We start from the raw sequence: 24470 nt of genomic DNA on the forward strand, positions 1-24470 counted from the left end.
TCATTCGTCGTAGGTGGGGTGGTCGGCTCCGAGGAGCCATGCGAGGTCCGCGAGGGTCATGTGGACCCACTGGTCGGCGGGGTTGGTGGTGCCGCGCCGCTTGTGGACGACCACGCCGATCCGGGCGTCGTCGTTCATCGCCTCGAGGTGGGCTTCGCGGATCCAGCCGGCGAGGTCGGTGCGGGCGGTGTCCTTGCATTCGAGGACGACGCGCTCGCCCCGGTGGCGGACACCGCCGATGTCGCCGCGGTCCTTCGCGCCTGTCTTCACGCGGCGGTCGATGCGGTCGTCGAGGTGTTGCGCGAGCCAGTCCGCGATGGAGCGTTCGAAGCGGGCGCCGGCGGCGCGGGCGGATGCGCGGGTGCGGGTCATCCCTTCGCCTCCCCGCGGGTCATGGCGAGCACGGTGCGGGGGTCGAGCTGTTCGCCGCGGCGGACCGCGTGCTCGGCCTGTTGGCGGATGAGGTGGAGTCGGACGGCGGGGCGGTCCTCGGTCATGGGTTCTCCTTTGGTGGAGGATGTCGTTCAGGCAACGAGAAGCCCCGCCACCCGGGGAGGGGTGACGAGGCTGTGGGCTGTGGGGTGGTGGGGTCTAGGCGTTCAGCTCGATGATGCTGAGGACGATCTGCGCGAGGCCCACGGCCACGGTGACACCGATGGCGACCCACGCGAGTGTGCGGCTCCCCTTCGCGTCCTTCTCTGTGGCCGCGGCGTGCTTCCTCGCGTCGTCCCGCTGCTCGACGAGGATCGTGTTCTGCTCCTCGATCTGAGCGATGAGCTCGTAGGTGGGATCCGGTGCGGGCGAAGGAAGGTCTGGCATGTCGAATGCAGTGGCCCGAGCTGCCGGGATGGCGGGCGCCACGGGCTCGGGCCGGAGGTTCGGACCCGTTCCGGTTGCGATGTTGCCCTTGAGGGCGAAGTGCGGCTTTAGAGCCTCTGTCAGGCTCTTCGCCATCGACGCATGGGACGCGAGGATCTCTTCCGCGAGCTTGTTCTGGGCGTGCTCGATCGTTTCGGCGATCTCGGTGACTCTGCTGTGGTTGAGCTTCCGGAGATCGGCCACCCGAAACTTCGGGAGATCGTCCGATGCTTGGACTCGTTCCCAGGTGCCGTCCGGTGTCTTCTTCTCGATCCAAGGGGTGTCGTCATCGTCCGACACGATTCGCAGTTCGCTCATGCCCTCATCCTTCCAGCGCGCGGCGGATGTCGTAGAAGCTGACCTGATCGTCATAGGCCGCTTCGAGCACGTCCCGCACGGCCTTGATCCGCGCGTCCCGGATGCGCACCTGCTCCATCTGGTCGAGGGCCGCGCCGCGCTCGTCCCGGACCTCCTGGGTGAGGTCACGGATGCGCTGCTCTGCGGCGTCGAGCTGGTCGAGGAGCTGGGGCACGGCGGTGCGGGAGGCGGCGATGAACTCGGCGTCAGGGCCCGCGACGCACCAGTCGGTGATGTACACGGCGGGGAGGTTGCGTTCCCCGCCGAACAGGACGACCGCGAAGTCGTGGGGTCGTGTGGGCATGCAGTCCCACGTTTCCCACGGCCCTGGGGTGGCCTTGTCTGCGAGTGCTCGTAGCTGGTCTCGGGTGGGCTGCACGGTCACGGGGTCAGTCATCGTCCTCGTCCTCCCACCACTCAGCACCGCATCGGCGGCACTCATAGGTCGTCATGCCGTCCTGCGTGGTGGACACCTCGTCATGGTCGTAGGTCTCGCCGCACACGTCGGCGTTCTCGTCATCCCAGTCGATCAGGTCGATAGTCACGGGGTCTCCTCGGGGTAGGTGTCATCGACTGCAGTACGGAGGTCGTCGGCGGTAGCGGGGCCGAGGTCGCTGTCCTCGTCCTCACCGATCCCCCAGTCGAGAAGCGTGCGGTCCACGAACTCCCTGGCGGCGTCTCGGCGGACACGGGCGAGGAAGGCGGACCATGCCTCCTCGCCAGCGCGGTCGGCCTCGCGCTCCTGGTGCCGCGTGATGGGCTCGGACTGCTCGACGTACGCGGCCACGTAGATCAGTCGAACGTCGTCCTCGCTCGGCACGTACTCATCGGTGCTCATCGCTGTCTCCTGTCTCGTACTCGGTGGCGATGGTGTGGAGCAGTTCGGCGTCGTCTCGGTGGCAGGGCAGGCAGTAGGGGGAGGAGGCGTTGTCGTGCACGCTGTCCGCCGCTTCCCTGAGTGCTTCTGCCTTCGCCTTGCGCACCTCGGCGGCCACAGCAGGCGTGACCATTTTGGCGAGCCGTTCTGCCGTGTCCTGCAAGACGGGCAGAACGGCAGCGGCGTAGACCTTGTACTCCTGCCAGGCGTCCTCTCCTCTGATGTGGACGCGAGCCGCTATAGCCCGCGCCACGTGCTCGGTCAGCGCGTCAGTGTCGGTGGTGGTCATGTCATTCGCTCCTGTCCATGAATCCTGCGTGATGTGGGCCGGCGTGTCCTGCGGGCCGGTAGCAGTGCGTGCCGATCCGGGACTGGTGCCCGCAACGGGTGAGGCCGGACTCGGCCAGGTACTCGACGCGCCAGGTCGGGTGGATCGGGTGGGTGCGCCCCGGCTCGTCGTCGAAACGGACCGTGAGGTGCTCAGCGGTGCGCGATGAACCCGTGATCGTTGCCGGGTCACCGTTGCAGATGACCCGCGCCCCTCGCTTCGCGGGCACGCCGTAGCGGTCCCGGATGGACTGCATACTCACGGTGCCTCCCGGTGCTCGGCGGGCCTGGCGAGGCCGACGGCCACGAGCGCGGCGTCCAGAGCCTCCTGGTGCGTGGGGTGCCACGTGCGCGTCGCAGCGTTGGCCGGGTCCCGGTGAGCGATGCGGACGCGCGGGTCCGGGACCTCGCGTCCGGGATTCCACAGGTCCGCATACACCTCGCACGACCAGTCCCCGCCCGCCTCGCGCCACACCTCGGCGCGCCTCACAGTAGGCACCCGCAGTCGCCGCCCGGTCCTCCGACGTGGGGGCACACGTCCGGCGTCCCATCCCCGCCGCCATCCTCGCCGACGACACGGACGCCGCCCGTTCTCATGAACTCGGCCACCCGGTCGAGGCCCTCTGCTAGATCTGCGGAGACATCCAGCGGCTCCACGTCCACCAGGTCCGTCCAGGGCACCTCGCGGAGGGACGGCGTGGACCAGGTCTCGGTCGTGCCGTAGTCCGGGGACCAGATGCGGGGCTTGCCGGGAGTGCCGTCGCGCTCCGTGCGACCGTCGCGCTTGTGCCAGGCGCGGACGGCGGGGGCGTCCAGCCACTCCGGGCGTGCCGGGGGCTCGGTCAGAGCGGCGGCGAGAATGCGGCACATGCCCACGTCGGAAACCTGGTGCCCCCATCCGTCCGCCTCGCGCCGCGCCCGCTTGACCATCTCGTCGGTGATCGCGTCCGGGGTGAGGGAGTGGGAGGTCTCGCAGAGACGGTCCAGCGCCTCGCCCCGCTCGCGTCGCGCCTCGTCCCGCTCACGGGTGAGGCGCTCGATGGTCTCCAACGCCTCGTCGAGCCGCCAGTGCGCATCCTTGTCGGTGCAGATGGTCGCCCGCTCCTCGGCCTCTTTCTCGATCAGCGCCGCCGCGACACCGCCGTCGGCGTAGTCCGGGGATTCGTGGCGCGTGTACGCGCCGAGGGGTTCGTCGGTGCGGGCGTAGGACCCGGAGGGGGCGACCTCGTCCAGAGCGGCACGGAGCGCGGCAGGGTCGACGTGCACGGCGGCGACCTCCTCACGCCCACGGAACCTCTCGGAGACCTTGACGGTGATCTCGCCGGGGCCAGCCGTGAGGCTCCCGGTGGAGAGACGCACGGTGTCGCCTGCGCGGTCAGTGATGGTCTTGCTGGTCATGGTTAGGCTCCTTCGGGGGATCGGGTGCGGTGCATGTCGCAGACGGGGTACTCGTGCCCGTCATCGGGATCAGTACGGGTCGTGGTGGCGGTCCGGTCGCACGGGGCGTAGAAGCCGTCCCGGTCGATCACTTGCTCGTGGCAGAGGCCCCACCACGTGTAGAAGCGGTGCTCCGTGAGGCTGGGGGTGTGCACGCACTTCGCGTGCGGGAGGGGATGCCCCACGGGCAGAGAGCACGAAAGGGAGTCGCCCTTCTTCGACGGGCACCGGTCGTCAGGGACGGGACGGCACGGGCAGCTCATGCCGCCGCCTCCCGGATCAGGCGGGTGCACTGCGTGTACGAGGTCGGGGTGCCGTTGATCGACGAGTACGAGCAGCGGCCGTCCTCCCACTGGATCTCCACCTCGTCAGCCTCGAGCGAGGTGAAGTACGCGCCGACGCACGGCGGGTGCGCGCTGAGGTGGACCCGCCAACGGTTCGTGAGCGCGTCCGTGATGAGACGCGGGAGAGCGCGGGGGATCATGCGGGGTCCTCTCTGCGGACGTCGACGATGGAGTCGTGTGGGAAGCGGGGCTGGTCCATGCCGGGCGCAGCCGCGCACGTGACCGTGGTCTTGTTGACGCGGACGACCTGATGCCAGGACAGGCCGTTGTGGCGGCGGACCAGCACCAGCCGCGCACCCTTGAGCCGCGCCGGGTCGACGACTTCGAGCGCGTCACGTGCCGCGCGCCGTTCCTCGGCCCGGGCCTTCTCCACTGCACGGACCAGCTGCTCGCGTTCCCGCTTCTCCCTGCCGAGCCGGTTCAGGTAGGTGGTGAGCTCGGCATCGCGCCGGGCCTGCGTCTCGTGGAATCGCATCGACTGCATGCCGGGGTCCGTGGGGGCGATCGTGTGCATCCGATCCCACTCCTTGAGCGCCTCCTCTGCGCGCTGGACTGCGGCGCTCATGCCGCCTCCCCGCAGTCCGCGCCGTCGTCGGGCGCGACCTCGTCGAGGTGGAGCGCGAACATCTCGCCCACGGACTGCTCGGGCCCGCCCGCGGAGCCCTGCGACTCCATCTCCTCGCCGCACGTGCACCGGCACCAGGCTTCGCCCGGCTGCTCGAGGGTGGGCGGGTCGGTGCGGTGGTCCTCGAGCTCGTGGACCGTCTCGGTGATGACGGCACCGTGGCCGTCGTAGCGGATCGTCATGACAGGTCTCCTCCCAGGAGGTCGAGAAGGTCTTGCTGTGGGATGAACGGGGTGCCGTCATCCGCCTCGAAGCGGGTGCGGGCAACGACGTAGTGGCCCTGCGCAGTCAGCCCCTCCGAGACGTGCCAGGACTCGTCCCAGTAGTGCTTCCACGGGCCGTGGCGCCTCATCCAGTCGCCGGCCCCAGCGGTGCGGGCGTGCTCGAGCGCGTTCGCTTCGGGGTCGCCGTCCATGCGGTGCCGCCTGGTGCCGTCTTCTTCGACCCGCCCGTCACGGGTCCGGTGCTTGCGGCAGTACGTGCTCACGCCTCCACCTCGCGTGCGCCGTCGTAGTCGCGGAGTGCGGCACGGATTCGGTCGACAGCGCGCTCCTTGTCGTCCACCTGTGCCCAGTAGTTGAAGTTGCGGCACTCGTTGACCAGTTCGGCCCATGCCTGATCGGGGGTCACGTCGTCTCCTTCCTGATGATGTAGTCCTTCAAGCGGCGCCCGGTCTGGGCGGCGCGGGTGCAGTAGTCGCAGTCGCACCCGTCCTGGTGGAGGTCCGTCGTGCCGTGCACCTCGGTGGGGAACCGGCACTTCGGGCACGGGCAGAGGCCCCGCACCCGTGTGCGGCGGTGCCGGGTCACGCCGCGACCTCCTGCACCGGGATGGCGAGGATCGCGTCAGCGATCACGGCCCGCGTCCACGTCGACTCACCCGCCGCGATCAGGGAGATCGTGGAGTGGGAGCAGCCGGCGGCGTCACCGATGCCCCGCTTCGTCCACCCCTGCGCCAGCAGCGCCTCGAGATGCTCGCGGGCAGGGTCGACGAGGACGAGGTCCGGGCGGGGCCTGGTGACAGCGCCCGGCGCCCAGCCCGGCGCGGGGTCGAGGGGGAGGCACTGGATGTCCTCGGACAGTTCCCCGCCGATGAACTGCCACCGCCCGGAACGGATCGCATAGAGCGTCGACTCGCCGTACCCGAGGTGCTCCGCGAGCGCCGCGATCGACCAGCCGTACTGGGTGGTGAGGGTGACGAGATGCTTCTGCGCGGTCGTGACGGGGACCGACGCCGGCATGCGGTAGCCGCGGGGCGTGGTCTCGCGGACGAGGACACACAGGTTGCAGCCGCAACCCGACGCGACCTTCCGGGGGGAGCCGTGAGCGTGAAGAGCCATCGTGGGGGCCTTCCTAGTGGTAGGGGTGGTGGTTCGGGTTGCCCGGTGGCGGTCTAGGCGCTGAGCCGCTCGGAGTCGGCGTCACCGGGCATGAAAAGGCCCCCGCTGGTGCGGGAGCCTCGAGGTCGTGCGGGGTGGGTCAGGGGGTCAGCGGACCTCCCCGTCTTCGATGACGACCGCGCCCTCGTCTGCGTCGCCGACCCGCTCGATCCAGAGCTGGAAGTCGCGCTCGGCGACCTGCTCACGGATCGCCACCATTGCGTCGTCGTCGAGCAGGGACCCGTCGAGGATGCGGATGACGCGGAGCTTCGGGTTCGCGGCCATCGCCATGGCGAGGGACACGCGGATCTGTTCGGCGCTGGACGCCTGGGAGAACGGGACGCCGGCGTAGGTGACGCCGTGCTCATCGAAGCCGAGTCCGTCGACAGGGAATGACGCCTCGGCGAGGGCCTGCTGCTTCTCCGTGTCGAGCGCGTCGATCTGCTCGGTCAGGTCGGAGTACGCGCCGCGGAGGCGGTCGCGCTCGGCGGCCTTCTCTCGTGCCGCGTTGTTCGCGCGGATCCTCTGGTTCTCCTCCTCGAGCGTCTCGAGGCGAGCGGCGAGAGGTGCGGGATCGGGTGCCGTCTCGAGCTGCTCGACGGCGGCCTTGCTGGCGACGACGTTGGCCTCGGCCTTCGCGAGCGATTCGCGCAGCTGCTCGACCGTGCGCTCAGCGGCCTCGAGGTCGGCGCGCACCTGCAGTCCCTCGTCGCTCCGGCGCTCGGCGTCACGCAGTGCCGCGACGGCTTCCGACATGCTCGTCTCCTGCTCGGGGAGCGTGGTGTCGACGGCGACTTCGCCGATCGCCTTGCCCTGCTGGCCGATCGCGGTCCGCTCGGCGAACAGCGAGGCGCGCTTCTGGTCCAGGCTGTCGATGTCGACGGGGAGGTCGACGAGGTCGAGCAGCGCGTCGCGCTGGTCTCGCGCGGAGAGCCGGGTGAACTCGAGCGGGTCGAAGGTCAGTTGCCCGACGAGCGCGTCGAGCATCTTCTGCGGCGACGAGTAGGCAGCGCCGTCGGCCGAGGTGACCTTGAGAGTGGTCCCTCCCTTCGTCCAGCTCCGGGTGACGATGAGGTTGCCCAGGTCGAGGGTGACGCTCGCATTGTCCTCGCCGTCGCGGATGGGCACGGCGGTGGACTTCCCGGCCTTGCCGCCGCCGAGCGCGAGCCAGATCGCGTCAAGGACGCTGGACTTGCCCTGTGCGTTGCGGCCGCCGATGACCTGCAGAGTGCCGTCGGGGTGGATCCCGACGGCCTTGAGGCGCTTCACGTTCTCGGCGCGCAGTTCGATGATCTTCACGGATGTCTCCTGTGTGAGGGGATGCGAAAGGCCCCGCCGTGCGGCGAGGCCTGGGTCATGCGTTACTGCTGGTCAGGGACTAAAAGGGAGGGTCGTCGTACCCGCCCTGGTTCCCGCCGCCGGCCCACGGGTCGGACTGCGGAGCGCCCTGGGAATGGCCGTAACCGGACTGCGGTGCGCCCTGTTGCTGGCCCTGCTGGCGCTTCTTGAACAGGCGGATCCCATCGGCGTTCACGCGCACGGAGAGGGACAGGCCGTTCGGGCCGTCGTAGGAGTCGACGCCCTCGACGGTGCCGGTGATCGTGACGGAGTCGCCCTTCTCCGGCTTCAGGGTGGCGAGGAGGTCGTGATGCTCGCGCCAGAACGCTGCCTGGTAGGCGGTCGTGGAGAGCGTCTGCCAGTTCCCCTGCTCGTCCTTCTTCGACCGGCCGGCGAGGACGCGGAGGTTCCCGACCGACACGCCCTGGTGGGTCGCGGAGAAGCGGGGATCGGCCGCGATGCGGCCCTCGATCGTGATGCGTGCGTCAGGCATTCGGGGTGTCCCCTTCCAGGGAGTCGATGATGGTGGAGACCTCGGCGCGGGTCAGGTCGTTGCTGGACTCGACGGTGCGGCCGGTCAGGTTGGAGACGTACTCGAGGATGTCGTCCCGCTCGGTCAGGCCGATGTCGCGGAGGGCGGCGAACATCTTCTTGCGCTGCTGCTCGCTGGGCGCCTCGCCGGTCTCGTCGATCGCGGCCTTGAGCTCGTCCTGACCCTGCGTCTGGGCGGGGATGAACTGATCCGCGGTGACGGCCTGGGCCTGCTGGGGTGAGGGCATTTCGCGGATCTCGTCGCTGGTGTAGCCGACGCCGTACAGGGCCTCGGAAGCGGCGAGTCGGGCGACGGCGGTGATGGCGCGCCACTGCAGCATCGTCATCGGCTGCTTCCGGTAGTTGTCCTTTCCGGCCAGGCCCATGTCCTTCGCCCACTTCATGTCGCGGGTGACGGTGTAGGTGTAGTCGGGGTCGTCGGCGCGGATGATCTCGGCGGTGACGGACTGCGCCTGCTCGTCGACCTTCACGCGGAGCTTGTGGCCGGCCTTGCGGACGTTGGACGCGACGAGCTCGGCGGACGCGGTCGGGGTGCCCTGAATGACGTCGATGCGGTACAGCGACTCGGCGGGGGCGAGGCCCATGCTCGAGCCGAGGTTGATCGCGATGAGAGCGTTGCCGGGGTTGCCCTGGTAGGCCTTCGGGAGGATGGATCCGCCGCTGGCGGTGACGGCCTTCGCGAACTGCATCTGCGTGTCCAGCGCCGCGGCAGGCTGTTGGTAGGTGGTCATCTCGGTCATTCGTGGTCTCCGATCGTGAGGCAGGGGTCTGCAATGGACGTGGATGCGTCGTCGAGTCGGGCGGCGAGCATCTCGAGGAGGGCGAGGTCGTGCTTGTCGACCTCGGGGAGGACGACGGTGACGCCGTCGGATCCGTAGCCAGTGAGGGTGACGCGGAGGTTCTTCACTGCGCCCACCTCGGTAGGCCCGTCTGGTGGATCTGTTGGTCGTCGGCAAGGCCGGGCCACTGCCCGGTGAGGATCGCGTCGCCGTAGAGGCGGAGGGCCCGCTCTCCGTCTTCGCGCCCCCGCTCGAGCAGCTCGGTCGAGGCCTGGTGGACGTAGCACTCGTGCGGGGCGTCCTTCGACAGGGCGATCCACAGGAACGGCCGCTCGGGCTCACCGTTCAGCTCGAGCACGCGGGAGTACCACCAGGCCTGCAGCCCATACCGGTAGTTCCACGCCGTCTTCTCCCACTGCATCGGGTCGACAGGGTCCTTCGACGTCTTCACGTCCACGATCGCGTTGTCGCGGAGCCAGTCGATTCGGCCCCGCATCACCATCCCCGTCTCGGGGTCCTCGGCCCACGCGGACACTTCGGGCCTGCCCTCAGAGAGGATGCCGGCGGTGAGCTTGTTGGACAGGACCGCGTCGGCCATCTCCTCGGCGGCGTTGAAGTCCTTCGCGAGGATCGGGGTGGAGTCCGCGGCGCGGACATCGTCCCGCTCGATCTGCGCCGCCTTGGTCCGCCACGAGTCGGCGTTGATGACGGTGTAGTCGCCGACACCGAGGATGAGGGCGTGCACCACGGAGCCGAGGTCGAACGAGTCCTTGTGCACGGGATGGTCCTGGCCCCAGCGGAACGCACGGAGGCCCCGGGTCGCGATCGTCTTCGCGCCCGTGCTGCTGAGCGAGGCCCGGTGACCGTGGTACTCCTGCTCCGGAATCCCGTCGTGCAGACCGGTCGTCGGGAGAGTCATCGCGCCACCACTTCGGGGATGACGTAGGTGATGCGGATGGTGAGGTCTTCACGCTTCACGTTCGCGTAGAGGTGGGGGGAGTTCCCGATGCGGGCGTAGTCGAGACCGTCGACGCGGTCGTAGATGTGCAGCGCGACGTCGACGCCGGGCTGGGACGGTGTCGCGAGGTCGCAGGCGAGCACGTCGTCGGGATCGACGTCATGGTCGGTGAGGAACCGGTCGATGACGGCTCCTCGGGTGGCGTAGTGGGTCATCGTTGCCTCTCTTCGAGTAGGGCTCGGCGTGCGGCGCGGGCTCTGGCGATCGCGCCGTCGGGGTCGTCCTTGCGTGCCTTGCCGGTGGCGCGGGAGCCGGTGTAGTCGCGGTGGGCGGGCTTGGTCTTCCGCTCCGGGCGCTGGTACTCGGGCATGAACGGGTTGTTCTCCCGGCGCATGGCCTCGACAGAGTCGGCGCGGCGCGTGTACGCGTCAGCGATGAGGGCGCGGAGGTCGTCGGTCATCGCCGCCACCTCTCGATCACGAGGCACGCGGCGACGAACAGGCCGAAGCCGATACCGCACCCGACAGCGCCTCCGATGAGCGCGAGGGCGAGGGGAGTCTCGAGCGGGCTCACGTCTCGTCCTCCTCGTCGTCGAGCAGCTCGCCGGAGTCGATCCACACCGCGGCCGCGAGGACGTCGTCGACGCTCTTGAGGTAGGGGAGGAGCCCCATCACGATCCGGCGACGCCGTTCCGCGTTCTCCTCGTTCAGGCCCTCGGACCGCGCGGGCACCCGCTGCGGCACGACGGGCCCCGGCTTCGCGGCGGGCACGAGGCCCAGGTCGGTGGTGCTCATGACGTCTTCCTCTCGGTGGGTAGGGATCGGGCGTATTCCTCGAGCTCCGAGACGAGGTAGCGGGGCTTCGAGTCGGGGTAGCGCTCGGTGAGGTACCCGTCCTTGACGAGCTCGATCACGCGCTTCTCGCTGGTGGCGAGCATCGCGGCGGCGTCACGGCGGTAGACCATGACGGGGGACGCTTGGATGGTCAGGTCAGCCATGGGGCTGCTCCTCTCGGTCGTTCCTGTGGTCTTCGCACTGGTGTCGGTCGCGCTTGGACGAGTTGAAGGTGGCGTCGCATCGGACGCAGCGGGAGAAGGTCATGCGTTCCTCCTGTGGGTGGGGATGCGCCAGGTGATCCAGCGGCGGAGGTGCCGCCACCGTTCGGCGCGTGTGCTGATCGGGGTGCCGGCGCGGCGCCCGGTCTGGGAGTGCCTCACCTGTGCACGTCCCATCGCGTCGCGGAACGGCCGGAGGGCGTGACCCCGTTCCGGTCGACGGCGCGGACGCCGCCGAGCTCGTGCAGCTCGGAGGTGCGGGTGCGGATGCTGGCGGGGGAGGAGCCACGCCCGTAGCCGTGAGCGAGGAGGTACCAGTCGCGGATCTCGTCGTGCGTGCACGGCCCGTGAGCCTCGAGGATCGAGAAGATCCGGGACTGGATCTGCCAGACCTTCGAGACGGGCGGTGCGGCGGCGTGCGATGTGGGCGGGTCGGAGAGGCGGGCGGCGAGGCTCGCGTAGATCGGGGTGTGGTCGACGGCGGTCACATGAGGCTCCTTCGGGCATAGAGAAGAGCCCCCGCCATGTGGCGAGGGCTCCGAGGGGTGAGTGGGGTCAGGCGGTGAGGCCGAGCTCGACGAACGGGTCTGTGTCGAACCGCTTGCGATAGATGCGGCGGATCGTCGTGATGGCGCTGTTGGCGTCACCGACGAAGGGCAGGCCTCGCCGGAAGGTGAGTTCCCTCCGGAGGCGGGCCAGCAGCTTCTCGCGTGGCCACGCTTCGACGTTCATGAGGTAGAGCTGATGGTTGAGCGCAGGTTCGTGTAGCGCGATCTCGTCTCGCTCCACTTCGAGGGCTGCGGCTCGGTTGGGGTGCACCGTGACTCGCATCCGGGACGTCTGGGCCGCGACTCCGGTCGTGTGGTGCTGCTTCCATCGCTTGGCGACGTCGTGAGTGCATCCGATGTAGACGACGTCGCCATCGCTGTTCATGCATCTGTAGACGAAGTGCCGGGCCTCGCGGAGCGCGTGCCGCCTCAGCTCGAGAGCGGAGGGTGTGTGCTTCATGTGGTCTCCATCCGTCTGATCGCGTCCAGAGCCGTGGGGTCAGGGCTGACCCCAAGGACGCGCAGTGCTGTGTAGAAGTCCTCGACGGTCTGCATTCGCTCAGCGCGCTTCGCAAGCTTGAGTGCGAGGCGCTGGCACTTGGAGCGGGAGAGCTGGGGGGCGGCGAGTGCGATGCGCTTCTCGAACCCGGTCGCTGTGGGCATGGGGGTCTCCTGTGGTGTCTTCGTCCGTGGCGAACCTCGGAGCGGGGGTGGTGCAGGGGAGAGTCAGGCGGCGGGAGTGATCGGCTCGAGCCGGAACAGATCGTCGGTGTCGACGTTGAGCGCCTTCGCGATCTTCGCGGCGGTCTCGGGGTTCGCGGTGGTGCGTGCTCCGCTGGCGAGGTTCCCGACGGTGCCCTTGGAAACGCCGGCGGCGCGGGCGAGGTCCGCGTAGGACCAGCGGTGGAACTTGAGTGCCATGCGGAGGGAGCGGGCATCGACCGTTGCGGCGAACCGGCGGCGAGTCTCGGAGTAGTTCATGTGCTTCCTCCCTTCGTGTTGAGGTGTTGCTGAGACAGTACACGGCTTGGACGATGTTGTGCAACACCTGAAACAAAGAAGTTGCTCAGACCTGCGTGACCAGGAGTTACACCGGTGAGATTCTTGGACGCGTCGTACACGCGTAGGCTTGCCTAGCCCCGTCCCTGACCTCGAAGGTTCCTTCCATGAGCGGCCTCAGCGATCTCCTACAGCGCCTCAACACCGAGGGCTGGTCGTCGCGCCGCATCGAACGGGAGACCGAGAAGCATGGGCGGAAGATCAGCTACGCGAGCGTGTCTCGCTACCTCAACGGCACGCACCCCCAGAACCCCGACGCCGCCACCCTGCAGGCACTCGCAGACGTGTTCGGCGTCCACGTCAACGAGCTGCGCAACGCACTCGGCCGGCCAGGCGTCGGCGAGCCCTTCGACCTCGGCGAGGACGGGGCGCGGCTCACAGGACCGCAGCGCGAGGCGATCCGCACCACCGTGCGCCTGTTCGTCGAGCAGAACGACGCGCTGGCGGATCGATCTCAGTCTGATGGCGCAACAACTCGAACGTCAGAGCCTCGGCTGACACTCGTCTCAGATGACGTGCCGGACCTGAGGGGGCTGCGCTTTGCTGCAGATGAGGAGAAGCCGGGGGATGACCCCGGGGAGGACGACGACTGACCTCGTCCTCCACGCCGAGGACATGGGCGCGACCGTCCACTGGGCCCTCGACCTCCCCGAGCGGGGCCGCTACTACCCCGGCATCGACGTCATCGTCCTGCGTCACGGCATGACCGAGCGGCGCACCGTCTCCACCCTCGCCCACGAGCTCGCCCACCTCTACTACGGAGACCCTCTGTGCACGCCGGTGGTAAGGCGCCGCGCGTGGAGGTGGGCGGCTCAGCTCCTCGTGCCCGATGACGAGTATGCGGCTGCTGAGCTGCTCGATTCTTCGCCAGGCGCTATCGCTCAGCACCTCGGCGTCACCGTCGACGTCATCCACGCCTACCAGCGCGCAGCCTGACCGATCACGGTTCGATCACGGGTAGTTAGACCTCGGTCGTTCCATGCGAACCTTCACCCATCCTCACCTGTCCAGAAAGGACCCCACCATGCAGCGCACCATCCGTCGTCTCGCCATCCCCCTCGCAGGAGCACTACTGCTTGGCGGGTGCGGGAGCACGAATGACAGCCCGGAGGCCTCTGAATCGGAACAGCAGACCGTCGCCAGCGACGGAGGTGCCGGCGCCCCGATGGACGACGGGGGCGACGATGAAGCGATCGACGAGTCGGAAGCCTGGCCTGAGGTGGATGACGAGTCGGAAGAGCAGGGGTTCTACGGCCCCGGCGAGTACCTGGCGATGAACATGACCGGTGCGGGGTTCATCATCACGCTCCCCGCAGAGGGGCCCGAGGACATCGAGGCGTTCCGTGAGGCGACCGGTCAGGAGCCGGTCGGCTACATCAAGGTCGAGGTCGACAACACCAACGGCTACGAGGACGCGCAGCCGAACGGAATGACCCTCGTTGACACGGACGGGCAGGAGTACGAGTACGAGTCGGCGTTCATCGTGATCGACGAGTGGGGGCCGACGATGCGTGACGACGGTCCAGAGGATGTGAACGACGGGTACTGGTACTCGATGCCTGACGGCACGGAGATCAGCGAGGCCGAGTACGACGAACTCGACGGGGCGGGCGTAGAAATCTACGACGCGTACCTCGACACTTCGGCCAGCCCCACAGCGAAGAAGACGGTGTGGCTGATGGGTCCGGAGGTCCCGAAGGAGATGACCTACATCGAGCTGCAGGAGCCTGCGGGCTCTTACCAGGCGAGCCCGCTCGAGTAGGGACATGACGAAACGCCCCCGAAGTCAGTTTGTATCTGACATCGGGGGCGTTTCTGCGGGGTCAGGCGGTGAGGAGCTTCTCCATCCGCTCGAGCCCTTCGCGGGCAAGGCGGGTGTTCACGTGCGCATACCCCTTCGTCGTAAGGACGGAGGAGTGGCCGAGGATCGTCTGGATGACGTGGATGTCCACGCCGGCCTCGAGGAGCAGCGTGGCGACGCCGTGGCGCGCATCGTGCAAGCGCACCGGTGGCAGCTCGGCGGCGGCGAGGATGGCCTTCCAGGCGTTGCGGTCCGTCTTCTGATCCAGGGGCAGGCCGTCCGCGCGCCGGAACAGGAGATCGTGCTTCTCGGCGGCGTCGGGCATCTTCTGCATGTGCGCCTCGAGGGCGACGTGCAGCGGCTCGATGATGGGGACGACGCGGAAGGAGCCGCCGGTCTTCGGGGGAGGAGCCAGTAGCCGCGGCCGAGGTCCCGCTGGGGGATCGACTCGTCCGGCTTCGCTCCGGCCTTGAGCTTCTGGGCCTGCCAGCGGACGGTGATGAGGTCGCGCTCGAGGTCGACGGCGGCGCGCTCGATGCCTAGGCACTCGCCCTGGCGCATCCCGGTGAAGAGCGCGAGCGCCCAGCGCGCGGCGAGGGGGTGTTCTGCGACTGCCTCGAGCAGTGCGCGGGTCTGCGCTCCGGTGAGGACGTTCGTCTCGACGTGGCGCCGCTTGGGTGCGGCGACGTGGTCGCGGTCGGCGGGGTTGGTGCGGAGGTGGCCGGCGCGGACCGCGTCGCGAAGGACGACGGCAAGGATCCGGTGGATCTGCAGGCGCGTCGTCGAGGAGACGGGGTCCTTGCGGTCCTTGCCCTCGCCGTACCCGTCCCGGCAGAGCTGCTGCACGGCTTCGACGTGGCGGGGCGTCAGGTCGGCGAGCTTCACGCGGCCGATCGCGGGGATGATCCAGCGGTTGATGTAGCCGGCGTACGTGTCGAGAGTGCGGGGGCGGAGGCGCTCGGGGGCGGTGTCCTTGAGCCAGGAGTCGCACCAGGCCTTAATGGTGGGGGTCACGGTGATCACGTCGCCGTGGTTCGCGAGCTCGCCCAGGATCTTGAGCCGCTCGGAGACGACGTCGGACTTCTTCGGGCGGCGGATGACCTTGCGTCGGCGCTTCCCGTCGGGACCCTTGGGGAGGTTGACGATGGCGACCCAGTAGCCGCGCTCGTCCTGGTAGAAGCTGCCGTCGCCGTGTGCCATAGCGCCCGCTCTCGATGTGGTGACATTCGTGGTGCCACTCCTGGTCTAGGACTGGTCTACCCGTAGGCTTGAAATAGTGCCCCTGACCCGCAGATTTATCAATACGGCCTACGTCAGGACTCTATCGCATCGGACTTTTAATCCGCGGGTCGAGGGTTCGATCCCCTCCGGGCCCACCCTGGTCGAAGCCTGTCGTCGGCGACATGGCCGCGTCCTGTGGGGAGTCGACGGGAACTTGGTCGCACACCCGGCCCGTATGGCGGGGAGTGCCTGTCGGCTGCGTCCGCGGGACGAGCAGGGTGTACACGGTGCGAGAACCGTGTCGGCGACCCATCGGTGTCGAAGCGCGGTCTCGCCTGCGCGAGTGCCCAGGCGGAGGCGCTGGTAGGCGCCGCTCTATTGACGGGTCCGGCATCCGGGGCAAGAAGCCGAGAGCCGCGTTCTCAGAGGTGGGCGGCAGCGGCCGGGCCGATGGGACCAGGGTCGATGACGACCAGGGAGGCGAGTTCGATGCGGTGGCGAGGTCGGGCCGTGTCGCTGCGGACGAGGTCAGTTCGCGGTAGGGGTGAGGTCGTTCATGAGTGCACGGACGCGGGCGTCGATGTCGTCCCGCACCAGGCGCATGCGCTCCATCCCTTCGATGCCCCGCTGGGAGGGCTCATCGGTGTGCCAGGTGGTGACCGGCGCGGTCATTCCCTCGACGGGTTCGATGACGGCTTCGCCGCCGATGACGATCACGTGGTCGACGCTGCGCAGCAGCTCGGAGGTGACCGGCTGCGGGACGGCGGAGGACATGTCCGCGCCGACCTCGGCGATCGCCTCCGCGGACTGGGCATTGATGGCGGTGCCGGGGCGGGTGCCGGCGGAGTGCACCTCGACGGCATCTCCGGCGTGTTGGCGCATGAGGGCGGCCGCCATCTGTGACTTACCGCCGTTCTTCACGCACACGAACAGGACTGCGGGGCGTTTCGCGGTCATGGTGACTCGATCTCTCTGCTGGGTCATCGGGTGGGAATGGTCGCGTCGCCGGGGAAGAGCCGGCGGCCCATCGCGAGAGCGACGTAGACGAGGACGACGAGGACCGGGACCTCGATCAGGGGGCCGACGACACCGGCGAGGGCCTGGCCGGAGGTGACGCCGAAGGTGCCGATGGCGACGGCGATGGCGAGCTCGAAGTTGTTGCCCGAGGCGGTGAACGCGACGGTCGTGGACTTGGCGTAGTTCAGGCCGATCGCCCGTCCGAGCAGGAAGGACCCCAGGAACATGACCACGAAGTAGACCAGCAGCGGCAGAGCGATGCGGGCCACGTCTCCCGGGGCGGAGAGGATCGCGTCGCCCTGGAGAGCGAACAGCAGCACGATGGTGAACAGCAGCCCGTACAGCGCCATGGGACCGATCTTCGGGAGGAACCGCTCCTCGTACCAGGTGCGACCCTTCGCTCGCTCCCCGAGGACGCGGGTCAGGAACCCGGCGACCAGGGGGATCCCGAGGAAGATCAGCACGCTGAGGACGATCGCGCCGATCGAGAATTCGGCCGACGTGGTCGGCAGCCCCAGCCACGACGGCAGCACCTGGAGGTAGAACCAGCCCAGGGCTCCGAAGGCGATCACCTGGAAGACGGAGTTGATCGCGACCAGTACGGCGGCAGCTTCGCGGTCACCGCAGGCCAGATCGTTCCAGATCAGCACCATCGCGATGCAGCGCGCGAGACCGACGATGATCAGGCCGGTCCGGTACTCCGGCAGGTCGGCAAGGAAGATCCACGCGAGGCCGAACATGAGGGCCGGTCCGACGATCCAGTTCAGCACCAGCGAGGTCACCAGCAGGCGTCGGTCCGCGCCGATGCGCCGGGTCTCGTCGTAGCGGACCTTCGCCAGGACCGGGTACATCATCACCAGCAGCCCGATCGCGATGGGCAGGGACACAGACCCGATCTTCACCGCCTCCAGCGCGGTGTTCAGGCCGGGGACGAACCGCCCCAGCAGGAGTCCCACGGCCATGGCGGCCAGGATCCATACCGGGAGCCAGCGATCGAGGAAGGACATCTCCTTCATCACGCGCTGCTGCTCCACGTCCTTGGTGGTCGTGCTCATCAGGCCTCGGCACCTTCCATCGACGGTTATCGATGAGTACGCTATGTTCCACATCGATGACTGTCAATGTAAGGTGAGGGCATGACCACGACGACCGACGCCACAGCCACCGGATTCGCGGCGAGGACCGGCTCTGACGAGTGCTGCACGCTGTCCTCGGGTCCGGTCGACACCGTCGACGCCGAACGGATCGCCTCCCTGCTCAAGGCGCTGTCCGACCCCACGCGGCTCCGGCTCCTCTCCCACGTCGCCGCCCAGGGCTGTGAGTCGGTCTGCGCATGCGATCTCACCGAGCCGCTCGGCATCAGTCAGCCCACCGTCAGCCACCACATGAAGAAGCTCGTCGACGCCGGCCTGCTCACGCGCGAGCAGAAGGGCCGCTGGGCCCACTACTCCGTCGTCCCCTCAGCCTTTGCCGAACTCCGCGCGTTCCTCGACATCGCCTGAACCTCACCCCCGGTCGGGAGGCTCCCAGGACCGCTCGCCCCAGCGTCTTGCTCGTCTGTGTCCACAACGCCGGTCGATCCCAGATAGCAGCCGGGTGGCTGCGGGAACTCGCCGGGGACCGCATCGAGGTCCGCTCCGCCGGGTCTGCGCCCGCCAGCTCGATCAACCCCGCAGCGGTGGAGGCCATGGCGGAGGTCGGCATCGAGATCTCCCACCAGAAGCCGAAGATCCTCACCCCCGAATCCGTCCAGGCCTCCGATGTGGTCATCACCATGGGATGCGGCGACGCCTGCCCCTACTACCCCGGCAAGCGGTACGAGGACTGGAAACTCGAGGACCCAGCCGGCAAGGGCGTCGCGGAAGTCCGCTCGGTGCGCGACGAGATCCGTACCCGCATCGAGGAGCTCATCGGCAGCTTGCTGTCCCGCGAGCCACTCGACATTCCAGTCCAAGGTTGAGGAAAGCCGAGCGCACGTGTGACTAGGGCTTCTGGAGACACCGTCCCCAAGGAACAGATGCCGACTCGTCTCGAACACCTCTTGACAGCAACGCTGACAGCGACGCGGTGGTGTCCGTCGCGCTTCGGGTAGCAGTACGAGCCCTCTGACCTGCTTGTAGACGCTCTGCGGCCGATGCTCTGGCGGACTTTTCATCCGCTAGTCGTGGGTTCGATCCCCTCCGGGCCCACTGCAGATCACACCGGGAAAGTTTCCCCTAGGGGAAGGTCTGCGATCCGGGTTTGACAGCAACTTTGACAGCAACGCGGCTGAGCGGGGTGAGTGGAGGACGCCTCCGCCCTCGGGGGCGAGACGACCCAGACCCTCCTGCGTCGCATGGGGAACGATGCACCGCCCTTGAAAACCTCGCGCCTCGCAACCCGGCTCGTGCTGCGGTGATGGGCTGTGCCCGCAGGAGTCCACCGAGGCTGACCACAGAGCCTCGCGCTGTTGCGTCAACCGTTTGACGCCTCTAGCGTCCCGGATCAATCGATTGACACCGGGTGACGAGACGCGAGGAGGGAGCCGTGATGGTGCGGATGCGGGATATTGCCGACCAGCTCGGCATATCAGTGTCGACGGTCTCTCTCGCGCTGAACCACAAGGACAAGGGGAGGGTGAACCCGCCCCTAGCTGAGAAGATCCGCGTGACGGCGAACCGGATGGGCTACCGGCCCAATCCCCATGCGGTGGGTCTGAAGCTCAACAAGAGCCATGCGATCGCCTTGATCTGCCATACGGGCCCTGATGATCCGTTCCTCTCCGGTCTGACGGGCGGGGCACAGGCTGCGGCAGCTGAGGCCGGGTACATCCTCATCACGATCCCCGTCACAGACGCCCCCGGTGCGGAGGAAAGTGCGATCCAGACCGCGCTGCAGCGCGACGTCGACGGGATCGTGTTCGCTGCCGACTACTACCGCCGACGTAACATCCCCACGGTCCCGGACACCACGCCGTTCCTGTTTCTCGACTGCATCAGCACGGGATCGAATCCGGTAGTCACCGAAGTCATCGCGGACGAAACCCAGGGCTCCTACGAGGCCACATCGCATCTGATCTCCGCAGGCCACACGCATATCGGATACGTCGGCGTCGATGACGACCGGTACATCGCTCGGCACCTGCGCGAGAAGGGCTTCCGCGATGCTGTGCGGGAACACCTCGGGGACGAGGCAACGCCGCTGATCATTAACGCGGCGGATCCCTCCATTTCTGCGGGAGAAGCGGCAGCCGCGTCGCTCTTCTCCCGCCCGGTGGCAGAACGGCCCACGGCGCTGTTCTGCTTCTCCGATCGCACCGCCTTCGGAGTGGCGCAGGCGGCCAGACGGCACGGTCTCTCGCTTCCGGAGGACCTCAGCATCGTCGGTTTCGACAACGTCGAGTACACCTCCGAATTCTTCACCCCACGCCTAACCACCGTCGAGCTGCCTCACCAACGCATGAGCTCCGAGGCCGTACGACAACTCGTCCACCTCATAGAGAACCCCCGCTGCGAACCGCACCGCCTCAAAGTTCCCTGTCCGCTCATCCACCGCGACTCCGTCCGCTTTCACCACGACTGACACCACCCGCTTCGAAAGGTAAGAACGATGACGTTCACACGACGCCAGACCCTCGGTGCCCTCGGCACCGCCGCCGCTCTCCCCGCGATGACCATGGGCTTGTCCGCCTGCGGGTCTTCCGCAGAGGGGGACGGCACGTCTCTCAAGATTCTCCAGTACGAGGACCCCACCTCCGCCCAGGGACAGGGCTGGAAGCGCGCCCTGGAGATCTTCAAGGAGAAGCACCCCGACGTCGCCGTCGACTTCCAGCAGACCAGCTTCGATGCCGTCCGCCAGAACGCCAAGATCACCCTGTCGGGCAACGAGGTCCCCGACGTTATCGAGTTCAACAAGGGCAACGCAGACGGCGGCCAGCTCGCCGCGCAGGGCCTACTCACCGACCTCACCGAAACCGTGACCGCACGCGGATGGGACGCCAAGGTCAGCGATTCGATGAGCTCCTTCGCCCTGTACGAGGACGGCATGGCCGGCTCAGGCTCCTGGTTCGGGATCCCGAACATCGGCGAGTACGTCACGCTGTTCTACAACCAGGACCTCTTCGACCAGCACGGCATCTCCCCTGACATCAGCGACCTCGAAGGCCTCGAAGCAGCGATGGACACCCTGCTGGTCGCGGGCGTCACCCCCATCGCAAGTTCCGCTGCCACCAGCCAGGGCTTCAACCAGATGTGGATCTGGTACTCCCTCGTCTCCGCGATCGCCACCCGCGACGAAATCGACGACTTCATGTTCGTGAAGGGCCCTGTCGACTTCTCCGCCAGCCCTTGGGCAGAAGGAACGGAGCGCTTCCAGTCCTGGATCGACCGAGGATACGTGGGTACCGATATCGCAGGTCTGAACTTCGAGCAGGCCACCGTCAACTTCCTCAGCGGCAACGCCGCAATGGTGGTGTGGAACCACGGTGTCTTCCACCGTGCCGTGGCTGAGGCCGATTTCAACTGGGGCTGGATGACGTTCCCCGGCGCGAACCTCGTCATGGGCTCTTCCGGGCACCTCTGGGGCGTTCCGGAGCGCGCCAAGAACAAGGAACTCGCCTATGAGTTCATCGACATCACGCTGTCCGAAGAGGTGCAGAACCTCATCGGAGAGCTCGGTGGGCTGCCCATCGCAGCTGACCCCGCAGTCATCACCGATGAGCGCACCCGCGACTACACCGAAAGGTTCGTGCAGCTGATGGACGACAACGCGCTGTCGTACTACCCGGACTACCCGGTCATCGGCTTCCTCGACTTCATCCAGGAGCATATGCAGGCCATGTCCAATGGCAACGAGACCGCACAGGAGTACCTCGATGCGCTGCAGTCCTTCTACGACGAAGGCACCCAGCAGTGACAGCATCCACGCACCTCACCACCCGCCCCGTGCCGCGACCGAAGACCGGTCCCCGCCGCGCATCCGGTCACCGCGAGACTTACTGGCCCTACCTTCTGCCCATGGCGATCGGGTTCGTCGTCATCGTGCTCGTCCCGCTCGGCGCGAACGTCGCGATCAGTCTGTTCGACTGGCGAGGCGGCGCCGCCGACATGGAATGGGTAGGCCTGGGCAACTACGCCGAACTGCTCCAGGACGAGAACTTCTGGATGTCGTTCAAGAACTCGTTGCTCATGATCGTCGCGATCGTCGTGGCCCCCACCATCCTCGGCCTGATCATCGCTTCGCTCCTGTTCAACCTGATCGCGCCCCGCTACGGAAGCCGGATCGCGAGCTTCCTGCGCGGTAGCTTCTACCTTCCCCAGATTCTCCCGATCGCAGTTGCCGGCTTCATCTGGAGCTGGGTCATGAACACCGACGCCGGCGCGGTCAACTCGTTCCTCAAGACGCTCGGCATCGCAAATCCGCCCGACTGGCTCGGAGACCCGGAGATCGCGATCGTCACCGTCATGCTCATGATGGTGTGGCTGCAGATCGGATACCCGCTGGTCATCTTCATGGCAGCGCTCGGCCGCGTAGACCCCTCGCTGTATGAAGCGGCGGATCTGGACGGCGCCTCCTGGTTCCAGCAACTACGGCGCATCACCATTCCCGAGATCCGGCCAGAGATCTTCATCGTGTCGCTCACCGCGACCGTTGCGGCGCTGAAGGTCTTCGCACCGATCCTGATCCTCACCGGGGGTGGCCCCGAGGGATCGACCGTCGTCCCGTCCTACTACGCCTACCGGAACTTCTTCGAGCTCTCGCAAGTCGGCTACGGCTCCGCGATCGCCACGGTCATGGCCGCTGTGATCCTCGTCGTCGCGCTGGTGATGCTCTGGTTCCAGAGGAGGACCGAGAATGCCTGACACACTCACCACCGCGCGGAACATCCCGGTGGGCTCACGGCCGCCCCGCAAACGCGGAGTGAACATCCGTCTCCGCCCGGCCTCTCTTCTGACGCTCGTGCTGTCCTGTGTCGGTGCTCTGGTTGTCCTCGCTCCGTTCCTGCTGGTACTGCTGAACGCCTTCAAGAGCCCTGCGGACTACTCCACCAACGGCCCTTTGGCATGGCCCGAGCGCCTGGACCTCGGTCCAGTGCGCAGCTACCTCGAGATCATCGACTTCCCCCGGGCGCTGACGAACTCCATCGTCATCTCCGTGCTGGTAGCCGTCATCGGTGTGCTGTTCTCGGTGCTCGCGGCGTACGCCATCGGCGTCGGCCGCGTCCGAATGCGCACGGGCATCCTTGCCATCTTGCTGCTGGCGACGATGATCCCGCAGGAAGCACTGGTCTACCCGCTGTTCTACATCGCCCAGGCGACAGGGACGCTGAACACCATCTGGTCAGTGACCATCATCTTCATCGTCCTGCAAGGAGCGTTCGGCACGTACCTCCTCTCCGGTGTGCTCGGCACCTTCCCGAAGGAGCTTCTCGAAGCAGCCCGTATGGACGGTGCTGGGCGTTGGCGCATCCTGTGGACCGTGGTCGTGCCTGTCATCCGGCCGACCTTGTCGGTCCTCATGGTCTTCTTCTTCATCTGGACGTGGAACGAGTTCTACATCCCAGTAGTCCTGCTCAACGACCAGAGCGCACAGACGATCCCCATCGCCCTGGCCACCCTGCGCGGCCAGCACACCGTGGACATGACGGTCGTCAACGCCGGCTCGTTCCTGTCCCTGATCCCCACCATCCTCTTCTTCCTCATCTTCCAGAGGACCCTGAGCAACGGCGTCACTGCCGGAGCCGTGAAGTAACCAAGGAGTCTCGTTGTTCGACATCTTTACCCCCTCCCGCATGAAGCGCGGCATCACGAGCCACACCTTCAACGCCGAGAACCCCGAGGGGCGAAAGGGAGCCGCGGCGCAGGCAGCCTCCCGCCTCGGTACCGGGCGAAAAGGATCGCCCGCAGTCGATCTACAGCCGGGACAGGAGCTGGTCCTCGCCGATGTCGAGGGCCCGGGGATCATCCGTCACCTGTGGATCACATGCAACGCAATCACCGAGGCGAACCCCTTCGTCTATCGCAACCTGGTACTGAAGATGTACTGGGACGAAGCGACCGAACCCTCGGTCGTTGCACCGCTCGGAGACTTCTTCTGCTGCGGTGGCGCCGTCTCCAGCAGGGTCGAGTCGCTGCCGATCGTCGTCGCTCCGAACTCGGGATTCAACGCGTTCATCGCCATGCCGTTCCGGACCAGGGCTCGCATCGTCATCGAGAGTCAGCACCCCGACACAGTCAAGGGCTTCTTCTACCAAGTCGACTGCACCACCGGAGACGAGCTCAGCGAAGACATGGGCTACTTCCACGCCCAGTGGCGACGCTCCAACGGCGACGTCGGCAAAGGCAACGACCACGTCGTTCTCGACACCGTGCGGGGACGCGGCGTGTACCTGGGCTCGTTCTTCTCCGTCACCTCCCTCGAGCGGTACTGGTGGGGAGAGGGGGAGATCAAATTCTTCACAGATGGCGACCAACAGTGGCCCTCGCTGACCAGCACCGGCCTGGAGGACTACGTCGGCGGCTCGTGGGCCTTCCAGGACGGTCTCCAAAAGGATCCCGAGCCAGTGCCCGGCACATACTCCAGCCACTCCTTCGGTTTCACGCGTGTCGCCACGAAGGAGACCACCAAGTTCTCAAACTACGAGCGGGCCATGCCGCCGCAGTTCGACATGTACCGCTGGCACATGCTCGACCCGATCCACTTCGCCGATGACCTGCGCGTCACTCAGCAGATGATCGGCGATTGGGACAACGGGCTCTTCGAGCGCAACGACGACATCGCCAGCGTCGCCTACTGGTACCTCGATCACCCGACTGGTGTCGACGGGCAGATCGGCACTGCCAAGGACCGCAGACCACGCTGACCGGCCGTGGGCCAGCGGCTGCTATCAGCCCTGGCCCCCGGTCACCGCGGTAAGCCCATCGCACGGGCAGTGCTGCACCTCCGCGAAGCCCCGAACTCCC

At 67.3% G+C, this 24470-nt stretch carries 42 protein-coding genes, 1 tRNA gene and 1 pseudogene; 11 read left to right on the forward strand and 33 right to left on the reverse strand.

Annotated features, from left to right (window positions below):
* The 29 genes from RBL05_RS13795 to RBL05_RS13935 all read right to left on the reverse strand — a co-directional run bounded on the left by RBL05_RS13795 (position 1) and on the right by RBL05_RS13935 (position 12413).
* The gene (locus RBL05_RS13795) at positions 1-372 is read right to left on the reverse strand and encodes a hypothetical protein (RefSeq protein ID WP_308738988.1); all 372 of its coding nucleotides are present in this window, start codon (positions 370-372) and stop codon (positions 1-3) included.
* The gene (locus tag RBL05_RS13800; protein ID WP_308738987.1) at positions 369-497 is read right to left on the reverse strand and encodes a hypothetical protein; all 129 of its coding nucleotides are present in this window, start codon (positions 495-497) and stop codon (positions 369-371) included. The genes RBL05_RS13795 and RBL05_RS13800 overlap by 4 nt, the downstream gene beginning before the upstream one ends.
* Positions 498-591: 94 nt before the next feature.
* Positions 592-1176: a hypothetical protein gene (locus tag RBL05_RS13805; protein WP_308738986.1), complete on the reverse strand. Its 585-nt coding sequence runs from the start codon at positions 1174-1176 to the stop codon at positions 592-594.
* 4 nt (positions 1177-1180) lie between these two features.
* Positions 1181-1657: an ead/Ea22-like family protein gene (locus RBL05_RS13810; RefSeq protein WP_318603782.1), complete on the reverse strand. Its 477-nt coding sequence runs from the start codon at positions 1655-1657 to the stop codon at positions 1181-1183.
* The gene (locus tag RBL05_RS13815) at positions 1605-1760 is read right to left on the reverse strand and encodes a hypothetical protein (RefSeq protein WP_308738984.1); all 156 of its coding nucleotides are present in this window, start codon (positions 1758-1760) and stop codon (positions 1605-1607) included. Before RBL05_RS13815 ends, RBL05_RS13810 begins: the two co-directional genes overlap by 53 nt.
* Entirely contained in the window at positions 1757-2053 is a 297-nt protein-coding gene (locus RBL05_RS13820) for a hypothetical protein (RefSeq protein WP_308738983.1), read from the reverse strand. The genes RBL05_RS13815 and RBL05_RS13820 overlap by 4 nt, the downstream gene beginning before the upstream one ends.
* Positions 2040-2381 (reverse strand): hypothetical protein, encoded by a 342-nt coding sequence (locus tag RBL05_RS13825; RefSeq protein ID WP_308738982.1) that lies wholly within the window; start codon positions 2379-2381, stop codon positions 2040-2042. Before RBL05_RS13825 ends, RBL05_RS13820 begins: the two co-directional genes overlap by 14 nt.
* 524 nt (positions 2382-2905) lie before the next feature.
* Entirely contained in the window at positions 2906-3817 is a 912-nt protein-coding gene (locus tag RBL05_RS13830; RefSeq protein ID WP_308738980.1) for a hypothetical protein, read from the reverse strand.
* Between the two features lie 2 nt (positions 3818-3819).
* Positions 3820-4011, reverse strand: coding sequence for a hypothetical protein (locus RBL05_RS13835; protein WP_308738979.1), 192 nt, complete (start codon positions 4009-4011; stop codon positions 3820-3822).
* A 104-nt stretch (positions 4012-4115) separates the two neighbouring features.
* Positions 4116-4340: a hypothetical protein gene (locus tag RBL05_RS13840; protein WP_308738978.1), complete on the reverse strand. Its 225-nt coding sequence runs from the start codon at positions 4338-4340 to the stop codon at positions 4116-4118.
* Entirely contained in the window at positions 4337-4765 is a 429-nt protein-coding gene (locus RBL05_RS13845) for a hypothetical protein (RefSeq protein ID WP_308738977.1), read from the reverse strand. Before RBL05_RS13845 ends, RBL05_RS13840 begins: the two co-directional genes overlap by 4 nt.
* Positions 4762-5007 carry a hypothetical protein gene (locus RBL05_RS13850; protein WP_308738976.1) on the reverse strand — a complete coding sequence of 82 codons (246 nt, stop codon included), beginning with the start codon at positions 5005-5007 and terminating at the stop codon, positions 4762-4764. The genes RBL05_RS13845 and RBL05_RS13850 overlap by 4 nt, the downstream gene beginning before the upstream one ends.
* Positions 5004-5312, reverse strand: a complete 309-nt coding sequence (locus tag RBL05_RS13855; protein WP_308738975.1) for a hypothetical protein — start codon at positions 5310-5312, stop codon at positions 5004-5006. The genes RBL05_RS13850 and RBL05_RS13855 overlap by 4 nt, the downstream gene beginning before the upstream one ends.
* On the reverse strand, positions 5309-5455 hold the full coding sequence (locus RBL05_RS13860; protein ID WP_308738974.1) for a hypothetical protein: 147 nt from the start codon (positions 5453-5455) through the stop codon (positions 5309-5311). Before RBL05_RS13860 ends, RBL05_RS13855 begins: the two co-directional genes overlap by 4 nt.
* A complete protein-coding gene (locus RBL05_RS13865) occupies positions 5452-5634 on the reverse strand; it encodes a hypothetical protein (protein ID WP_308738973.1) in 183 nt (60 codons plus the stop codon). The genes RBL05_RS13860 and RBL05_RS13865 overlap by 4 nt, the downstream gene beginning before the upstream one ends.
* The gene (locus tag RBL05_RS13870) at positions 5631-6164 is read right to left on the reverse strand and encodes a helix-turn-helix domain-containing protein (protein ID WP_308738972.1); all 534 of its coding nucleotides are present in this window, start codon (positions 6162-6164) and stop codon (positions 5631-5633) included. The genes RBL05_RS13865 and RBL05_RS13870 overlap by 4 nt, the downstream gene beginning before the upstream one ends.
* Before the next feature lie 147 nt (positions 6165-6311).
* A complete protein-coding gene (locus tag RBL05_RS13875; RefSeq protein ID WP_318603784.1) occupies positions 6312-7502 on the reverse strand; it encodes an AAA family ATPase in 1191 nt (396 codons plus the stop codon).
* 79 nt (positions 7503-7581) lie between these two features.
* Positions 7582-8034: a single-stranded DNA-binding protein gene (locus tag RBL05_RS13880; RefSeq protein WP_308738970.1), complete on the reverse strand. Its 453-nt coding sequence runs from the start codon at positions 8032-8034 to the stop codon at positions 7582-7584.
* Entirely contained in the window at positions 8027-8833 is an 807-nt protein-coding gene (locus RBL05_RS13885) for a hypothetical protein (RefSeq protein ID WP_308738969.1), read from the reverse strand. The genes RBL05_RS13880 and RBL05_RS13885 overlap by 8 nt, the downstream gene beginning before the upstream one ends.
* Positions 8830-9000, reverse strand: coding sequence for a hypothetical protein (locus RBL05_RS13890; RefSeq protein ID WP_308738968.1), 171 nt, complete (start codon positions 8998-9000; stop codon positions 8830-8832). Before RBL05_RS13890 ends, RBL05_RS13885 begins: the two co-directional genes overlap by 4 nt.
* Positions 8997-9791, reverse strand: a complete 795-nt coding sequence (locus tag RBL05_RS13895; RefSeq protein WP_308738967.1) for a PD-(D/E)XK nuclease-like domain-containing protein — start codon at positions 9789-9791, stop codon at positions 8997-8999. The genes RBL05_RS13890 and RBL05_RS13895 overlap by 4 nt, the downstream gene beginning before the upstream one ends.
* Positions 9788-10045, reverse strand: a complete 258-nt coding sequence (locus tag RBL05_RS13900) for a hypothetical protein (RefSeq protein ID WP_308738966.1) — start codon at positions 10043-10045, stop codon at positions 9788-9790. Before RBL05_RS13900 ends, RBL05_RS13895 begins: the two co-directional genes overlap by 4 nt.
* Complete coding sequence (locus RBL05_RS13905) at positions 10042-10290, reverse strand: hypothetical protein (RefSeq protein ID WP_308738965.1); 249 nt, start codon at positions 10288-10290, stop codon at positions 10042-10044. Before RBL05_RS13905 ends, RBL05_RS13900 begins: the two co-directional genes overlap by 4 nt.
* 109 nt (positions 10291-10399) lie before the next feature.
* Positions 10400-10624, reverse strand: coding sequence for a hypothetical protein (locus RBL05_RS13910; RefSeq protein ID WP_318603785.1), 225 nt, complete (start codon positions 10622-10624; stop codon positions 10400-10402).
* The gene (locus RBL05_RS13915; RefSeq protein WP_318603787.1) at positions 10621-10827 is read right to left on the reverse strand and encodes a hypothetical protein; all 207 of its coding nucleotides are present in this window, start codon (positions 10825-10827) and stop codon (positions 10621-10623) included. The genes RBL05_RS13910 and RBL05_RS13915 overlap by 4 nt, the downstream gene beginning before the upstream one ends.
* 215 nt (positions 10828-11042) lie before the next feature.
* Positions 11043-11372 (reverse strand): hypothetical protein, encoded by a 330-nt coding sequence (locus RBL05_RS13920; RefSeq protein WP_308738963.1) that lies wholly within the window; start codon positions 11370-11372, stop codon positions 11043-11045.
* Between the two features lie 67 nt (positions 11373-11439).
* Positions 11440-11892 (reverse strand): GIY-YIG nuclease family protein, encoded by a 453-nt coding sequence (locus RBL05_RS13925; RefSeq protein ID WP_308738962.1) that lies wholly within the window; start codon positions 11890-11892, stop codon positions 11440-11442.
* The gene (locus tag RBL05_RS13930) at positions 11889-12095 is read right to left on the reverse strand and encodes a hypothetical protein (RefSeq protein WP_308738961.1); all 207 of its coding nucleotides are present in this window, start codon (positions 12093-12095) and stop codon (positions 11889-11891) included. The genes RBL05_RS13925 and RBL05_RS13930 overlap by 4 nt, the downstream gene beginning before the upstream one ends.
* 63 nt (positions 12096-12158) lie before the next feature.
* On the reverse strand, positions 12159-12413 hold the full coding sequence (locus RBL05_RS13935) for a helix-turn-helix transcriptional regulator (RefSeq protein ID WP_308738960.1): 255 nt from the start codon (positions 12411-12413) through the stop codon (positions 12159-12161).
* 185 nt (positions 12414-12598) lie between these two features.
* Between RBL05_RS13935 and RBL05_RS13940 the strand changes: the two genes are divergently transcribed.
* From RBL05_RS13940 to RBL05_RS13950, 3 genes are all read left to right on the forward strand, one after another.
* Positions 12599-13084, forward strand: a complete 486-nt coding sequence (locus RBL05_RS13940) for a helix-turn-helix domain-containing protein (protein WP_308738959.1) — start codon at positions 12599-12601, stop codon at positions 13082-13084.
* A complete protein-coding gene (locus RBL05_RS13945) occupies positions 13059-13427 on the forward strand; it encodes an ImmA/IrrE family metallo-endopeptidase (protein WP_308738958.1) in 369 nt (122 codons plus the stop codon). The genes RBL05_RS13940 and RBL05_RS13945 overlap by 26 nt, the downstream gene beginning before the upstream one ends.
* Before the next feature lie 88 nt (positions 13428-13515).
* The gene (locus RBL05_RS13950) at positions 13516-14253 is read left to right on the forward strand and encodes a hypothetical protein (RefSeq protein ID WP_308738957.1); all 738 of its coding nucleotides are present in this window, start codon (positions 13516-13518) and stop codon (positions 14251-14253) included.
* A 61-nt stretch (positions 14254-14314) separates the two neighbouring features.
* Here RBL05_RS13950 and RBL05_RS16950 read toward each other — a convergent pair whose 3' ends face one another.
* From RBL05_RS16950 to arsB, 4 genes and pseudogenes are all read right to left on the reverse strand, one after another.
* The gene (locus tag RBL05_RS16950) at positions 14315-14626 is read right to left on the reverse strand and encodes a tyrosine-type recombinase/integrase (protein ID WP_412523768.1); all 312 of its coding nucleotides are present in this window, start codon (positions 14624-14626) and stop codon (positions 14315-14317) included.
* 563 nt (positions 14627-15189) lie between these two features.
* Positions 15190-15492, reverse strand: a pseudogene (locus RBL05_RS16955) (hypothetical protein); the annotation flags it as partial.
* Between the two features lie 549 nt (positions 15493-16041).
* Positions 16042-16470, reverse strand: a complete 429-nt coding sequence (locus tag RBL05_RS13960; RefSeq protein WP_308738955.1) for a low molecular weight phosphatase family protein — start codon at positions 16468-16470, stop codon at positions 16042-16044.
* Positions 16471-16493: 23 nt separating this feature from the next.
* On the reverse strand, positions 16494-17585 hold the full coding sequence (gene arsB, locus RBL05_RS13965; protein WP_308738954.1) for an ACR3 family arsenite efflux transporter: 1092 nt from the start codon (positions 17583-17585) through the stop codon (positions 16494-16496).
* Between the two features lie 81 nt (positions 17586-17666).
* Between arsB and RBL05_RS13970 the strand changes: the two genes are divergently transcribed.
* The 8 genes from RBL05_RS13970 (at position 17667) to RBL05_RS14005 (ending at position 24370) form a co-directional block, all read left to right on the forward strand.
* On the forward strand, positions 17667-18032 hold the full coding sequence (locus RBL05_RS13970; protein WP_308738953.1) for an ArsR/SmtB family transcription factor: 366 nt from the start codon (positions 17667-17669) through the stop codon (positions 18030-18032).
* A gap of 83 nt (positions 18033-18115) precedes the next feature.
* Positions 18116-18490 carry an arsenate reductase ArsC gene (locus RBL05_RS13975; protein WP_318604319.1) on the forward strand — a complete coding sequence of 125 codons (375 nt, stop codon included), beginning with the start codon at positions 18116-18118 and terminating at the stop codon, positions 18488-18490.
* Positions 18491-18646: 156 nt separating this feature from the next.
* Positions 18647-18719 (forward strand) — tRNA-Lys (locus RBL05_RS13980).
* Positions 18720-19059: 340 nt separating this feature from the next.
* Positions 19060-20091 carry a LacI family DNA-binding transcriptional regulator gene (locus tag RBL05_RS13985; RefSeq protein ID WP_259814836.1) on the forward strand — a complete coding sequence of 344 codons (1032 nt, stop codon included), beginning with the start codon at positions 19060-19062 and terminating at the stop codon, positions 20089-20091.
* A 27-nt stretch (positions 20092-20118) separates the two neighbouring features.
* Positions 20119-21423 (forward strand): ABC transporter substrate-binding protein, encoded by a 1305-nt coding sequence (locus RBL05_RS13990; RefSeq protein WP_308738951.1) that lies wholly within the window; start codon positions 20119-20121, stop codon positions 21421-21423.
* 101 nt (positions 21424-21524) lie between these two features.
* Positions 21525-22370, forward strand: coding sequence for a carbohydrate ABC transporter permease (locus RBL05_RS13995; protein ID WP_270409137.1), 846 nt, complete (start codon positions 21525-21527; stop codon positions 22368-22370).
* The gene (locus RBL05_RS14000) at positions 22363-23259 is read left to right on the forward strand and encodes a carbohydrate ABC transporter permease (protein WP_259815383.1); all 897 of its coding nucleotides are present in this window, start codon (positions 22363-22365) and stop codon (positions 23257-23259) included. Before RBL05_RS13995 ends, RBL05_RS14000 begins: the two co-directional genes overlap by 8 nt.
* A gap of 13 nt (positions 23260-23272) precedes the next feature.
* Positions 23273-24370 (forward strand): glycoside hydrolase family 172 protein, encoded by a 1098-nt coding sequence (locus RBL05_RS14005; protein WP_308738948.1) that lies wholly within the window; start codon positions 23273-23275, stop codon positions 24368-24370.
* Positions 24371-24470 lie beyond the last annotated feature (100 nt).

The organism is Brachybacterium sp. GU-2 (genome assembly GCF_030866705.2).
Classification (GTDB): domain Bacteria; phylum Actinomycetota; class Actinomycetes; order Actinomycetales; family Dermabacteraceae; genus Brachybacterium; species Brachybacterium conglomeratum.